At 62.9% G+C, this 14,063-nt stretch carries 15 protein-coding genes; 4 read left to right on the top strand and 11 right to left on the bottom strand.

All coding sequences use genetic code 11. From position 1 onward, the window contains the following. Positions 1 to 126: 126 nt before the first annotated feature. The gene (locus B9Y97_RS04990) at positions 127 to 1,134 is read right to left on the bottom strand and encodes an AraC family transcriptional regulator (RefSeq protein WP_085525713.1); all 1,008 of its coding nucleotides are present in this window, start codon (positions 1,132 to 1,134) and stop codon (positions 127 to 129) included. A 137-nt stretch (positions 1,135 to 1,271) separates the two neighbouring features. Between B9Y97_RS04990 and B9Y97_RS04985 the strand changes: the two genes are divergently transcribed. The 4 genes from B9Y97_RS04985 (at position 1,272) to B9Y97_RS04970 (ending at position 4,648) form a co-directional block, all read left to right on the top strand. Beyond that, positions 1,272 to 1,733, top strand: coding sequence for a cupin domain-containing protein (locus B9Y97_RS04985; RefSeq protein WP_085525712.1), 462 nt, complete (start codon positions 1,272 to 1,274; stop codon positions 1,731 to 1,733). Between the two features lie 12 nt (positions 1,734 to 1,745). After that, positions 1,746 to 3,233, top strand: coding sequence for a flavin-containing monooxygenase (locus tag B9Y97_RS04980; RefSeq protein WP_085525711.1), 1,488 nt, complete (start codon positions 1,746 to 1,748; stop codon positions 3,231 to 3,233). Positions 3,234 to 3,820: 587 nt separating this feature from the next. Next, positions 3,821 to 4,186 (top strand): DUF6152 family protein, encoded by a 366-nt coding sequence (locus tag B9Y97_RS04975; protein WP_085525710.1) that lies wholly within the window; start codon positions 3,821 to 3,823, stop codon positions 4,184 to 4,186. A 3-nt stretch (positions 4,187 to 4,189) separates the two neighbouring features. Beyond that, positions 4,190 to 4,648 carry a hypothetical protein gene (locus B9Y97_RS04970; protein WP_085525709.1) on the top strand — a complete coding sequence of 153 codons (459 nt, stop codon included), beginning with the start codon at positions 4,190 to 4,192 and terminating at the stop codon, positions 4,646 to 4,648. Between the two features lie 235 nt (positions 4,649 to 4,883). Here B9Y97_RS04970 and B9Y97_RS04965 read toward each other — a convergent pair whose 3' ends face one another. The 10 genes from B9Y97_RS04965 to B9Y97_RS04920 all read right to left on the bottom strand — a co-directional run bounded on the left by B9Y97_RS04965 (position 4,884) and on the right by B9Y97_RS04920 (position 14,053). After that, complete coding sequence (locus B9Y97_RS04965; protein ID WP_085525708.1) at positions 4,884 to 5,537, bottom strand: NapC/NirT family cytochrome c; 654 nt, start codon at positions 5,535 to 5,537, stop codon at positions 4,884 to 4,886. Between the two features lies 1 nt (position 5,538). Next, positions 5,539 to 5,997: a nitrate reductase cytochrome c-type subunit gene (locus B9Y97_RS04960; RefSeq protein WP_139828229.1), complete on the bottom strand. Its 459-nt coding sequence runs from the start codon at positions 5,995 to 5,997 to the stop codon at positions 5,539 to 5,541. After that, entirely contained in the window at positions 5,997 to 8,498 is a 2,502-nt protein-coding gene (gene napA, locus B9Y97_RS04955; RefSeq protein ID WP_085525706.1) for a periplasmic nitrate reductase subunit alpha, read from the bottom strand. The genes B9Y97_RS04960 and napA overlap by 1 nt, the downstream gene beginning before the upstream one ends. Positions 8,499 to 8,500: 2 nt before the next feature. Then, complete coding sequence (locus tag B9Y97_RS04950; protein ID WP_085525705.1) at positions 8,501 to 8,752, bottom strand: chaperone NapD; 252 nt, start codon at positions 8,750 to 8,752, stop codon at positions 8,501 to 8,503. Then, positions 8,745 to 9,236 (bottom strand): ferredoxin-type protein NapF, encoded by a 492-nt coding sequence (locus tag B9Y97_RS04945; RefSeq protein WP_085525704.1) that lies wholly within the window; start codon positions 9,234 to 9,236, stop codon positions 8,745 to 8,747. The genes B9Y97_RS04950 and B9Y97_RS04945 overlap by 8 nt, the downstream gene beginning before the upstream one ends. A gap of 6 nt (positions 9,237 to 9,242) precedes the next feature. Further along, positions 9,243 to 9,434, bottom strand: coding sequence for a periplasmic nitrate reductase, NapE protein (napE, locus tag B9Y97_RS04940; RefSeq protein WP_085525703.1), 192 nt, complete (start codon positions 9,432 to 9,434; stop codon positions 9,243 to 9,245). Positions 9,435 to 9,953: 519 nt separating this feature from the next. Then, entirely contained in the window at positions 9,954 to 10,679 is a 726-nt protein-coding gene (locus B9Y97_RS04935) for a ThuA domain-containing protein (RefSeq protein ID WP_085525702.1), read from the bottom strand. Beyond that, a complete protein-coding gene (locus B9Y97_RS04930; RefSeq protein ID WP_085525701.1) occupies positions 10,676 to 11,545 on the bottom strand; it encodes an NAD(P)-dependent oxidoreductase in 870 nt (289 codons plus the stop codon). The genes B9Y97_RS04935 and B9Y97_RS04930 overlap by 4 nt, the downstream gene beginning before the upstream one ends. A 1-nt stretch (position 11,546) precedes the next feature. Next, a complete protein-coding gene (locus tag B9Y97_RS04925; RefSeq protein WP_085525700.1) occupies positions 11,547 to 13,055 on the bottom strand; it encodes a sugar ABC transporter ATP-binding protein in 1,509 nt (502 codons plus the stop codon). Beyond that, positions 13,052 to 14,053, bottom strand: a complete 1,002-nt coding sequence (locus tag B9Y97_RS04920; RefSeq protein ID WP_085525699.1) for an ABC transporter permease — start codon at positions 14,051 to 14,053, stop codon at positions 13,052 to 13,054. Before B9Y97_RS04920 ends, B9Y97_RS04925 begins: the two co-directional genes overlap by 4 nt. Between the last annotated feature and the right edge of the window lie 10 nt (positions 14,054 to 14,063).

The raw sequence follows: 14,063 nt of genomic DNA, 5'->3' as shown, positions 1-14,063 counted from the left end.
ACAGGCGCTGAGCAAACTGCGCCAATCGAAGAAACGCGGCGCCTCCGACTTGGAGGCTGAACCTCGCCGCGCGGGCAGCGCGACACGGATACGGGTTCTGGCCAGGCCGGGGCCGGTCTGGCCCGGCTACGCGAACGCGTTGCCAAACAATGTCTCGCGGGGGGAGCACCCGAAGGTGTCACGGTAGGCACCGGAAAACCGGCCGAGATGGGAAAATCCCGAGTCGAACGCAATCGACTGGACAAGCGTCTCGGGCGGGCAGGTCTGAAGCAGGAAATGGGCGTGGTTCAGGCGTTGACGCATCAAGTATTGGGTGGGGGTGCAGTTGAAGTGACTCTGAAAACCCAATTGCAGACTGCGGATGCTGCAATCTGCCTCGGCGGCAATCTGCGCGATCGTGATCGGCTCCGACAGGTTTTCCATCATGAACGCGCGTGCCCGCAGAACCTGGCCGGAGGAACACTGCCTCGCCGACCCGGAAAGCATGTGGCTGACGGCACTTGGCTGTGCCAAAAGGAACCCGGTGATCAGGCGTTCTTCGAAAAACGCCTGATGTTTGTGGGCGGTCGGGCCGAACGCAACGCCCTTGCCCGCAACTTCGACGGTTGCCAGCAGGTTTCGTTTCCAAGCCCGCAGAGCCGGGGACGAAAGTGTCACTTCGGGATCGAACAGAACGGGGTGCGGCAGGGCGCGTCCGACGAGCTGTTCCGCGACCTGACACAGGGCATCGCGGTCAATCTGGAGCAGAAGCTTTTCACAGCCTTGGCCCCAGGTCATGCCCGTGTCACGAGTCGGGTTCAGGATCGAGGCTGTTTCGCGCCCCGCCGCAACGGTCTTGCGCCCATTGCGGACCGTTGCCCGCCCACGCACCGGGATCTGCACGAGGTAGAAATCGGTCAGTTCCCCGGGATTGATCGTCACCTCGCAGCCGTAGCGCAGGTAGTTCAACGACAGGGTCTTGCCCGCCGCATGATTGTGGGCAACCGCAAAGGCTTCGTGGTTCCGCGCCGGGATCAGGTCGTGCGGACAAAATTTCTGCGCAACCACATTGCGGGCAACGTCAACTTCCTTGGTCTGAAACAGACGGTGCGCGCTGAGCGGTTCGGCGTGGTCTTGGAGGTCTCCAACACTCATCCTGGCCAGTGTAGGTAGGTTTTGCCCGGAAACCAAAGCCTTTTGCCGGTGGCCTATTTTCTTGCGTTTTCTGGATAAGGCAATTGCGTCCGCGGCGCTAGGCTCCCTGCGACAATTTGTCACTCAGGGAGGAGAAAATGAAAGAAACGATTGGAGTAACCGCAGCCGACGCCGGGCTTGGCGGGTTTGCCTGGAACGTTGTCGGCCAAATCTACACACCGAAATTGCATTCCGATAACGCCATGATCTGGCAAGCCCTCGTGCCGGCCGACACCTTCGTGCCGCCGCATGTGCACCCCACGCAGGATGAGTGGATTCTGGTCACCGAGGGCGAACTGGAAGTGGATTTCGGCTATGAGACGGGGGATGTGAAACCCAACAAGGCCGGTCCGGGCGATCTGGTGCGGATGCCGATGGGCGTGGCGCACGGGGTCTTCAACCGCTCTGGCGCAGAGGCGAAATGCGTCTTTGGAGTCGCCCCGTCCCGCAAGCTCTTTGATCTGTTCTGCGCCCTGGATGGCGTCACCGATCCCGAAGAGCTTGTGCGTCTCTCGGCGCTGCACGAGGTCGATTTCCTGCCGCCCCCGCCCGACGCGTAGGGAGAACCTAACATGGTTACGAGAAAGAAGGTCGCCGTGATCGGCGGCGGTGTCGCCGGTTTGGCTGCAGCCAAGGCGTTCGACGAAAAGGGCCACCGTGTCATCGGCTTCGAACGCAGCCATGACTTCGGCGGCGTATGGGAGCTGTCACGCTCATATCCCGGGGTTCAGACGCAAAGCCCGAAGGACCTGTACAGGTTCACCGACCTGCCGATGCCGGACGAGTATCCGCAATGGCCCAAGGGCCCGCAGGTCCATGCCTATCTCCACGCCTATGCCGACAAGCACAAGCTGGGTCGGCTCTATCAGCTCAACACGGATGTTGCCGGGATGGAACGTCGTGCCGACGGAAAGCCGGGCTGGACGCTGACACTGGAAAGCGCGGGCCGCACGCGCAAGGAGGACTTTGATTTCGTCGCGATCTGCACCGGGCAGTTTTCCTACAAGAACATCGTCTCCCACCCCGGGAAGGACGAATTCATCGCGCAGGGCGGACGGGTGATGCATTCGTCGGAATACACCGACCCGGAGATCGCGCGGGACAAACATGTCGTGGTGCTGGGCGGGTCGAAATCCTCGACCGATATCGCCGTGAACGCTGCCGAAAACGGTGCCAAACAGGTGACGATGGTCTACCGCAAGAACGTCTGGCGCTTGCCGTATTTCATCGGGGGGATCAACTTCAAGCGGCTGCTCTACATGCGGGCGCAGGAGATGCAGTTCAACAGCTGGGGCCGTAGCCCGTTGAAAAAAGCGGTTGCGACGATCACCAAGCCGCTGGTCTGGGCCAATTTCCGTGGGCTGGAAACCATGCTGAAGATGCAGCTCGGGTTGAAGAAATGGAACATGGTGCCCGAAACGCCGATCGAGAAGGAGGCCAGCTGCTCACTGCCATTGGTCACGCCCGGGTTCTTCGAAAACCTCGAGACCGGCCGGATCAAATTGGTTCAGGGCAGCTACGACCATTATGACGGTGACGCCGTTGTCCTGACCAACGGTGACCGGGTGAAATGCGATGTGTCGGTCCTGGCAGTTGGCTGGAAACTGGGTGTTCCGGTCCTGCCGGAAGAATACCGCGAGAAGCTGATCGAGGACGATGGGCAGTACCGGGTTTACCGGCTGTCGGTCAATCCGGACCTGCCCGATATGGGCTTCGTCGGGTTCAACTCGAGCTTCTGCACCGTTCTCGCGGCCGAGATGATCGCCAACTGGCTGGTTCGCTATGCGGACGGCCAACTGGCACATCAGCCAAGCGAAGCAGAGATGAGCGAGAATATCGAGATGATGCTGAACTGGCGGCGCAAGGAACGTCCGGCCGCACAGGTCTATGGCGGTCTGTGCTCCGCTCCGTTCCACTTCAAGCATTTCGATGAATTGCTTGCGGACATGGGGGCGAGAAAAACCAAGCGGTCGAACCCGCTGGCAGAGCAATTCTCGTATCCCGACGCCGATGCCTACGGAAGATTTCTGGCGTCGACGCCGCAATACCTGGCTGGATAGTGTAAAAGGCACCGGGATCTGACAGCAGCGCCAAAGGGACAGCTCAAGGAGATGCAACAGGGGAGGATACCGGGCTCACTGCAATCATCAAGAAATGCAGATGATACAGGAACCCGCGACCCGACAGAACCACGGCGAGAAGGGCGTAGTATTGCTGCCCCGGGTCATTGGCGCGAGTTCCCTCGGGCCAATGACCCGGGACAACAGCAGGAAGCGCACGCGATTGCCGCGTGCGGAAAAGACCAACGATCCCGATCGCCGGCCGAACGCGCTATTGCCTGAACTCGTGCCTCCCTTTTGCGCGGATCTCCCCCAACTCGCCTGATGGCAGGGAAAAACGGCTCAGCACCATTCAGACGGCTCGCTACGGCGAACCGCGCTGGGTGCAGACCTTCTGCACAACAAGATCGAAGGACTGGAGAATACCGCAAGCCGGCATTTCGAGGTTGTCATAAGGCCTCTCCTTCGACTTGGCTCCTCGCCACGGGTCTTGCTCTGGATGCAGCGCCAGTATCTCGCGCCGCAAGCCGTGATTTGCCGCGCCATGGCAGCATGGCCTAACCTTGCCCCAGAGAAAGGAGAAGCCAATGCTGACGCGACGCAGACTCACCCTCTCGATACTAATTGCAGGACTTGCCGCACCCGCGCTTGCCCATCATGGCTGGCGCTGGACCAGCGGCGAAAACATCGAGCTCACCGGAATCATTCAATCGGCGCAACTTGGCAATCCGCATGGCGTGTTGCAGGTCGATGTCGAGGGAGAAATCTGGGAGGTCGAGATCGGCCAGCCCTGGCGCAATGAAAGCGCTGGCCTGAGTGATGCCGATTTCGCCGAGGGCCGGGAGATCGTCATCGAGGGTGAGCCCTCGGCGGATGTGGAGGAGCGGCTGCTCAAGGCCGAGCGTATCTGGTTCGACGGCAATCTGCACGACCTCTATCCCGACCGCGGCTAGGGCGTGGAGTCGCTGATCGAGGTTCTCGCGGCCAGCGCTCCCGCCCAGATGATGCGCACTGGCCGCTGGATCTATGCCGCCGTCAGCGGCGGGCATGTGCTGGGTATTGCCCTGTTGGTCGGTGCGATCGCCAGCCTCGATCTGCGGCTGATTGGGCTGTGGCCGACCGTTCCCGTGCCCGGATTGGCGCGGGTGCTGGTGCCGGTTGCTGCCTTCGGATTGACGCTGGCCATCATGACCGGGGTGCTTCTGTTTCTGGCCGGACCCGCCGATTACCTGCAGATGCGGCTGTTCTTGCTGAAACTGACGCTGATCGCCTTCGGCACCGTCCACGCCCTGTGGTTTCATTCCACCAACAGCTTCGCGCGCCCGAACATCGGCCTCTGGCGTGTCGGTCTGCTCTCGCTCCTGATTTGGCTTGCCGTGTTGGTCTGCGGGCGGATGCTGGCCTTCGTGGACTAGGCAGCCGCCCACCGGACGAAGGGCCGTGTTGCAAGACCATGCCGCTCAGGATGCCATCGTTTGCAACGTGTCGGGGGCGCGCGGTCTTGGTCGTGACACGGTGATCACGGCGACCCCGGCAAGCCAAGCTACCTGTTCGAGGTGCACGGTCACTTGATCCCGGCGCTGCACCACCGGATCGACCAGGGGGTCAGAAGCTGCCTCCCGACGAGAGATTCAACAGAAGGCGATGGAGTCATTCGGCCTCGGCCAGACCCGGCTGGGTGTCGCCCCGAAGCTCCTCGGGCACGGTCCATCCCGGTTCGACCCCGGTCATGTCCGGCAGGTCATGCGCGATGCCCTTGTGGCAGTCGATGCAGGTGCGCTCGCCGCTCAGCAGGTATTCGGTGTGGATTTCCGCAGCGCGAGGCGCCTGTCGGCTGAGGTCCATTGCCACGTCGGAATGGCAGTTGCGACATTCCAGACTGTCATTGGCCTTCAGCCGCGCCCATTCCCGCTTTGCCATGACCAGCCGATGATCGAGGAACTTCTCTCGTGTGCTGATCGTGCCGAAGACGTGACCCCAGACCTCCTTGGAGGCCTGCATCTTGCGGGCGATCTTGTCTGTCCATTCGTGCGGCACATGGCAGGCCGGACAGCTCGCGCGCACGCCGGAACGGTTGGAGAAATGGATGGTGCGCGACATCTCCTCGTAAACGTTGGCCTCCATCTCGTGACATGAGATGCAGAACTCCTCGGTGTTGGTGATTTCCAGTGCTGTGTTGAAGGCGCCCCAGAAGATGACGCCGCCGATGAAGCCACCGAGCGTCAGGAACCCCAGGCCGAGTGTGCCGGCCGGAGCCCAGAGGACGTTCCAGAACCAGCGCAAAGGTCTCGTGATCCAGCGCATGTCACTCGCTCCCCGCGCCGACAGCACCCATTTCGGACATGTCGGTGAAGGTATTGCCGATCAGGGCGGCGGTGTCGGCTTGCGGCACGTGGCATTGGGTGCAGAAGTAACGGCGGGGCGAGACGTCGGCCAACATCTGCCCCTCGCGCGTCATGTAATGGGTGATCGAGATCATCGGCGCGCCGGAACCCTGCACATGCTCCCGCCGGTGGCAGGTCATGCAGCGGTTGGCGTTGACCGACAACTGATAGCCCTCGATCGAGTGCGGAATGATCGGCGGTTGCTCAGGGTAGGCCCGCATCTGGCGCTCGTCGTCGGTCACGTAACGCTCCAGCGGCTCGGCCGGGACCGATTCCATCGGGTCGGGCTGCGGGCCCGACAGTTCCGGCACGGTCTGTGCCAGCACGACCGTTGCGGCGAAGCAGGCGGCGAGGATTGCGGAAAGGCGAAACTGTCTCATCATACCGGCTCCACGCGCACGGCGCATTTCTTGAAGTCAGTCTGTTTCGAGATCGGGTCGGTCGCGTCCAGCGTCACCTTGTTGATGAGCTGGCTCGCGTCGAACCACGGCACGAAAATCACACCCGAGGGCATCCGATTCCGCCCCCGCGTTTCCACCCGGCTGCGGATCTCGCCGCGGCGCGAGATTACCCGCACCTCCATCCCCTGGTTCAGTCCGCGGTTGCGCGCGTCGATCGCATTCATGAACACCATGGCACCGGGAAACGCCTTGTAGAGTTCCGGCACCCGCATCGTCATCGAACCGGAATGCCAGTGTTCCAGCACCCGGCCAGTGACCAGCCACATGTCGAACGCGTCATCGGGGCTTTCGGCCGGCGGCTCGTAGGGCACGGCGATGATGACTGCGCGCCCGTCCGGCCGGCCGTAGAATTCGACGCCGGCGCCTTCGGTGACATAGGGGTCATGACCCTCGCGGAAGCGCCATTTCGTCTCCTGCCCGTCAACCACCGGCCATCGCAGCCCGCGGTTCTGGTGATACGTGTCGTAGGGCGCGAGATCGTGCGCCTTGCCGCGCCCGAACGCCGCGTATTCCTCGAACAGGTCCTTCTGGATATAGAACCCGAAATGCTCCGCCTCCTGGTTGGCGTAGTCCGCATCGACGTCTTCCAGCGGATAGCGGTCCACCTCCCCGTTGGCGAAGCACACGTCGAACAGGGATTTGCCGCGATAATCCGGATTGGCCTCCAGAACCTCGGCCGGCCAGACCTCGTCAGTGGTGAAGCGCTTGGAAAACTCGGCGAGCTGCCAAAGGTCCGATCGGGACTCGCCAGGCGCATCGACCAGTTGGTGCCAGGAGTGTGTGCGTCGTTCGGCGTTTCCGTAGACGCCTTCCTTCTCCACCCACATCGCCGCCGGCAGGATGATGTCGGCGGCCATGGTCGTCACTGTCGGATAGGCGTCCGAGACCACGATCAGGTTGTCGGGGTTGCGATAGCCGATGTAGGTCTCGTTCTGGGAATTGGGCGCGGCCTGGAGGTTGTTGTTCACCTGCACCCAATAGAAGTTGAGCTCCCCGTCCTTCAGCATCCGGTCCTGCTGCACCGCGTGAAACCCCGGTCGGGTGTTCAAGAGGCCGTTCGGCAGCTTCCACAGCTTCTCGGCGATGGCCACGTGGTCTGGATTGGTCACCACCATGTCGGCCGGCAGCCGGTGCGCGAAGGTGCCCACCTCCCGAGCCGTGCCGCAGGCCGAGGGCTGGCCGGTCAACGAGAACGGGGAGTTGCCCGGTTCGGAAATCTTCCCGGTCAGAAGGTGGATGTTATAGACCATCTGGTTCGCCCAGACGCCGCGCACATGCTGGTTGAAGCCCATGGTCCAGAGCGACATGACCTTCTTGTCCGGATCCGCGTAGAGCTCCGCCAGTTCCTCGAGGAACCCCGGCTCGACTCCGGAAAGCTCGCTCACGTAATCGAGCGTGTAGGTTGATACATGGTCCCGAAACGCGGCGAAATCGCTGTCCTCCATCAGGCCGGGATTGCCGGCACCGGTGGCCGCCGCCTCGAGTTCGTGCTCGGGCCGCAGCCCGTAGCCGATATCGGTGGCACCCTTCTTGAAGACCGTGTGCCGGTCAACGAACTCCTGGTTCACCCGGCCGGTCTCAATGATGTAGTTGGCGATGTAGTTGAGGATCGCGAGATCCGTGCCCGGCTTGAACACGATGGGGATGTCGGCGAGGTCCATCGACCGATGCGTGAATGTCGAGAGAACCGCGCACTTCACGCCGGGCGTGCCGAGCCTGCGGTCGGCCAGCCGCGTCCAAAGGATCGGGTGCATCTCGGCCATGTTCGAGCCCCAGAGCACGAAGGCGTCGGCGTGTTCGAAATCGTCGTAGCAGCCCATCGGCTCGTCGATTCCGAAGCTCCGCATGAAGGCCGTGGCGGCCGAGGCCATGCAATGTCGCGCGTTGGGATCGAGGTTGTTGGAGCGGAACCCGGCGCGCATCAGCTTGGACGCGGCATAGCCCTCCATCACGGTCCACTGGCCGGAGCCGAACATGCCGATGCCTTCCGGCCCCTTCTCGGCCAGCACCTGCTTGACCTTCGCGGCCATCACGTCGAAGGCCTCGTCCCAGCTTACCGGCTCGAAGGCGCCGTTCTTGTCGAACTCGCCGCCCGACTTGCGCATGAGCGGCGTGGTCAGCCGATCCTCACCATACATGATCTTCGACAGGAAATAGCCCTTGACGCAGTTCAGCCCGCGGTTGACCTCGTGCTGCATGTCGCCATGGGTCGCGACGACCTTGCCCTCCTTCACGCCGACCATCACGCCGCAACCGGTGCCGCAGAACCGGCAGGGTGCCTTGGACCACTTGATTTCCAGCGCGTCGACCCCGCCCGGCACGGGCTGTGCGAGGGCATCCTGCGGGAGCCCGACCGCGGACGCGGCAAGCGCTGCGGCATGAGCCTTGAGAAGCTGGCGACGCGTGAGATCAAGTGGCATGGCTAGTCCTCCGTTTCCTCCGCATGCTCGAAGACCATGTTGGCCACCAGCACGCCTGGCATCAGGTTGATTTCGGTGAGCCGGTCGCCCAACTCTCCGGTGCTCGTCCCCTCGATGGTGATGATGATCCGTGTGGCGTCGCCGCCATGCACCTCCACCCCGTCCAGCGCCTCTACGCGGGCGCGCACGGGTTCGCGTTCCTCCGCGGCGACGTTCACCACGGCCGACGAGACATGCCAGCGACCCTCAGGCATCTTCGACCTCCCTCTCGACCGCGCGGATGGCATCGGCCGGACAACATGCGACGCAGGCTCCGCAACCGGTGCAGGCGGTGGGGTCGAGGCGCGGCAGGAAGGGTGCGCCGATCCGTGGTTGCAGGGTAATCGCGTCATAGGGACAGGAATCGCGGCAAGACATGCAGGCGATGCCAGCCTGAACGAAGCAATCCGTGGTGATCTCCATGACGTGCGCCATATCGGCGGAGGCCTCGAATACGGGTTCCGGACACGCCGCCGAGCAGGCACCGCAGAAGGTGCACTCACCCAGATCGGGATGCAGGTCCACCCCGTCGCCAGAGACAACAAGAATTCGTTCGGGGCATGCGGTCACGCAGAGGCCACACCTCGTGCAGGCATCCAGGGAGCCGAGCAAGACCCCGGGCGGGCGCGGCTTGAACGCTGCCGGGCGCGGCTTGCCACGCAGCAGAGCGCGGCGGGATATGGTGGGCGGCCGCGCCACCCCGCCTCAATGTCCCGGCGGCCCGGGCGGACTGGCGATCATCTGATACATCCAGACGAGAAACCCGTAGCCACCGACGACGCCGACTGCGATGACAGGCCATACACCGAAGGCCAGCACCAGAAAACGGGTCAACTCGGTGCGGCGACTGGGTCGTTCCGGTCGTATTCCGGGTTCGGTGGCTTGTCGATCTGACAATGCTGCCTCCCCGCCCCTGCTTGGCAGGGGCTTTCGCGTGTTTGTTCACGAGCGGATCTCGTTGACGTTAACAAACCCCTAACAGGATGCAAACCGGATTGTCCCAGCCGGTGCGAACCTGCTGAAAACCGCCGGTAAACGAGACGCACCACCGAAAGCCTCGGGTGCTTGGCGCGGCTTTTTTCGACGCGCTGCATGGCAGGTGAGTGCGCACAAGGCTGCTCGACCCGCGTGCCGTCGGCCCGCGACAGGCGCGCGACGTGACCCGATGTGGTGGGGCCGAATGCCCAAAGCGAATGGCAGGATCGCCCTGCACTATGTGCGTTCGCCGATCACCAAACTTCGCCGTCGCAGTGAACATCTGCAGTTCCGGCCGCCGTGCAGGCTGACGTGAACGCCCGCTCCCGCCCTTTCTGCCGTTGAACATCCGCGCAAAGGCACGGTCCGACCGAGGTGTCCCGGTCGCTCCGTTCCGCCACGGCCAGGATCCCTCAGTGGCGGGATACCGCCTTGGTGCCCCTAGGAGGCAAGCGCCGCTTTGGTGCGTCCCTCGGCGGCCCAGATCGCGCCGCGTCGTATGATCTCGGTCACTTGCGGCACCTTGAGGTCGTCGAGTTCGTGGCCGATCGAGCAATAGAAGACCCGGCCCTTGTTCCAGCGCCGCTTCCACACGACCGGGATCACCGTACCCTCGATCCACCACAGATGCTCGCCGGAGAAGGTGGTGGTTGCCAGCACCTCGTTCGAGGGGTCCACCAGCATGTAATACTGCTCGGAGGTCAGCCGGAAGCTCCTGATGCCCTTGACGATCGGATCGGCCGGCCGGCAGATCGTCACGTCGTAGTCGATGTAGTCTTCGCGGGGCTGGAGATTGTCGGGCCAGCCCGGCGGATGGGCGACGAACTGGCCGCCGATCAGGAAATGGTAGGTCGGCCGGTCGCGGAAGGCATCGCCCATGTGGCCGTGCCAACCGGCGATGCCGCAGCCGTTCGAGATCAGTTGCAGGAGCCCGTCTTCCTGCAGCTTGGTCATGTTGCCGTACTTGTCCTTGTGGCCGGAGCGGGCGGAAGACCAGATCGGGGTGATCAGGTCGAGATCTGCGAGCGTGTCGGGGTGCTCCAGCGGCTCCAGCGTGTCATAGATATCGACATCGAAGCCGTTCTGCCGCAGCAGGTCGGCATACCAGGTGCTGAAATCGGTCGGTGCGTGGCCTTGCCAGCCGCCGACGAATAGCGCCGCTTTCATGGTAACTTCTCCCTCATGAATGTCAGGATCGAGGCCATGTCTCGCGCCGCATAGCCGGCGGCTTCGGCCTCTTTGAGATTGTCGAGCGTGACGCCTCCCTGCGGCATGGCCACGCCGAAGCGTTTTGCCAGGGCTGCGGTCAAGTCCATGTCCTTGCGGGCCAGCGCGACGGTGAAGGTCACGTCGTGGCTGGTCTCGTCGAGATAGAGCGGGCGGCGGTAGGACAGCATCGGTGCCGCGGCGGCGCTGTTTTCGATCACGTCGAAGGCGCGCTCGGGCGCAATGCCCGCAGCTTCGGCAAGAGTCAGGGCCTCGGCAAGGCTCTGGTTCAACCCGTGGATCATGGAATTGACCGCGAGCTTCATGACCGCCCCTGCGCCGACAGAGCCAAGACACAGGACGGGGTGTCCCATCGCCTCGAGCACCGGGCGGAGCGGCGCAGCCTCGGCTTCGCTGCAGCCGGCCATGATGGTCAGCGTCGCGGCCCTTGCCGCGCCGGTCGCGCCGGAAACGGGGGCGTCGATCACGCGGCATCCCGGCGGCGCGGCATGGGCAAGTGCTGCGACATGATCGGGCGACAGGGTGCCCATTTGCAGAAACACCGTCGCGCGCGGGGCCGTGAACAGGCCAGCGTCGCCAAGATGCACGGCCTCCGACGAAGCATCGTCGGCCAGCATCGTGACGATGATATCCACCGCTTGCGCCAGTTCCGCGGGGGTTTCGGCCACGCCGCACCGATGCTGTGCGGCGAAATCGCGCGCCTTGTCGATGGTGCGGTTCCACACCACAACGTCATGCCCGGCGGCCACCAGGTTGGCGGCCATCTCGACGCCCATGCGGCCAAGGCCTGCGAAGCCGATCCGCATGTCAGGCAACTTTCTCGGTGATCCCGGAGATGGCCTGGATCAGGTTGTCCTCGGTCACTTCCTCGGAGGTGAATTCGCGCATCACCTTGCCCGAGTACATCGCCACGATGCGATCGGAGACATGCAGCACCTCGGGCATTTCCGAACTGATGACGATCACGGCGAAGCCTTGCGCGGCAAGATCGCGGATCAGGCTGTGGATCTCGGATTTGGAGCCGACGTCGATGCCGCGCGTCGGTTCATCCACGATCAGCACATCCGGGCGCATGGACAGCCATTTTCCGATCACGATCTTCTGCTGGTTGCCGCCCGACAGGTTGCCGACGAGTTGCCGCCAGCCGGGGGTGCGGATATCGAGCTTGTCGCGGTACTGGTCGAAGATGGCGATCTCTGCCCCGTCGCTGACAAAGGGCCCGGCGGTCATGTCATCGACTTGCGGCAAGGTCATGTTGTCGCGGCAATTCATGCTCAGCACGAGGCCCTGGCCCTTGCGATCCTCGGGCACCAGCGAAATGCCCATGCGCACCGCGTCGATCGGCGAGTGGATGCGCACCTCGCGCCCGTTGAGATAGATCTGCCCGGCGGTGGGGTTACGCAGGCCGAAGATCGTCTCGGCAATCTCGGTGCGCCCGGCACCGACAAGGCCGTAGAAGCCCAGAACCTCGCCCTTGCGCACCGCAAAATCCACGTCCTGAAACAAGGTTCCGCAACTCAGGCCGCGCACCTCGAGCGCGACATCCCCCATCTCGTGATGGCTTTCGTTGCGCGACAGATCAAGGCTGCGGCCGATCATCAGCTTGGTCACCTCGTCCTCGTCGGTGTCGGCGGTGATGAGTGTTCCGCGATATTGTCCGTCGCGCAGAACGCTGATCCGGTCAGTGATCTTGAAGACCTCTTCCATGCGGTGCGAGATATAGACGATGCCGACGCCCTGCGATTGCAGATCGGCTATCACGTCGAACAGCACCACCTTTTCCGCATCGGTCAGCGAGGCGGTTGGCTCGTCGAAGATCACCGCGCGGGGCGACACGGTCAGGGCGCGGCCGATCTCGACCATCTGCTGGTTGGCGATGGACAGATCGCCGACACGGGTTTTCGCGGTGAAGCGCACGTTCAGCTTCTTGAGGATGGCGTCGGTCCGGGCGTAGAGCTTGGCCCAGTCGACCCGGCCGAAGGATTTCAACGGCAGTTCGCCCAGAAAGATGTTCTCGGCAACAGTCAGTTCATCTGCCAGGCTGAGTTCCTGGTGAATGAAGACCACGCCCTTGGCCTTGGCCTGCATCGGCGAGGTCATGACTACGGGCTCTTCGGCGATGAAGATCTTGCCTTCGTTCGGGGCGTGGATGCCCCCCAGAACCTTCATCAAGGTGGATTTCCCGGCGCCGTTTTCACCCATCAGGGCGTGAACCTCGCCGGGGCGCACATCGAAAGACACGCCATCGAGCGCCCGCACACCGGGAAAGGATTTGACGATGCCCTCAAGGCGAAGAACAGGTGTTGGATCGGTCATATCTTCAACTCCCCTTGACCCTTGCGGTTCAGTTGCCGGTCGAGGATCAGCACCGCGATCAGGATCAGGCCGATCACAAGGTTGACGGTTTGCGTATCTGCCCCGATATGGCCCAGCCCCTTGCGCAGGAGCTGGATCGCGATGACTCCGCCCAGCGTCGAGATGATGGAGCCATAGCCGCCAGCCAACTTGGTGCCGCCGAGCACGACGGCGGTGATTGCCCAAAGCTCGAAGAGCATCCCGTCATTGGGATTGACCGAGCCGCTCTCGGAATAGAACACCACCGCCGACAGCGCGGCCAGAAAGCCGATCAGGATGAAGTTCAGCAACATGTGCGGCCCCACCCGGATGCCGGCATTCACGGCCGCTTCGCGATTGTTGCCGATGGCATAGGCGTTGCGGCCATGCACGGTGCGCGTCATCAACAGCCACAGCACCAGTGCAGCGCAAAGCAGGAACCAGGTTGGCGTGTGCAGGCCGAGGAAATGCCCCTCGGCAAAATCCACCAGGGTCCAGTTGAGGTGGCTCGTGGGTTGTTCGCCGTTGAACATGAAGACGAGCCCGCGAAACCCGAGCATCGAGCCAAGCGTGACGATGAAGGCATCGACCCCGGTTTTCCAGACAATCAGGCCATTGATCGCCCCCAGCGTGGCACCTGTCAGCAGGGCAAAGACCCAGGCCAGCGGGATCGCCCAATCGCCCAGCGCCTGCATGAACGGCCATGTCATGCTGTCGAGCAACACGATCGCGGCGAGTGCGAAGGTCGCGCCCACGCTCAAATCGATATTGCCGTTGATCATGATGATGGTCATGCCCAGCGCGATGATCCCGATCGGCGCCGATTGCTTCAGCAGCAACAGCATGTTGGCGTAATCCATGAACGCCTTGTCGGATACCGAAAGACGGTCTCCGATGATCGAGAAGAACGCGAGTTCCACCAGGATAAAGGCCCAGATCGCGCCCCGTTTCAGGATTTCCTTGCGGTTGTCCGTCGTCATGTCCGGCGCT

This window comes from Maritimibacter sp. HL-12 (assembly GCF_900177545.1).
Lineage (GTDB): Bacteria > Pseudomonadota > Alphaproteobacteria > Rhodobacterales > Rhodobacteraceae > Sinisalibacter.
This window is presented reverse-complemented; position numbering and strand designations above follow the sequence as displayed.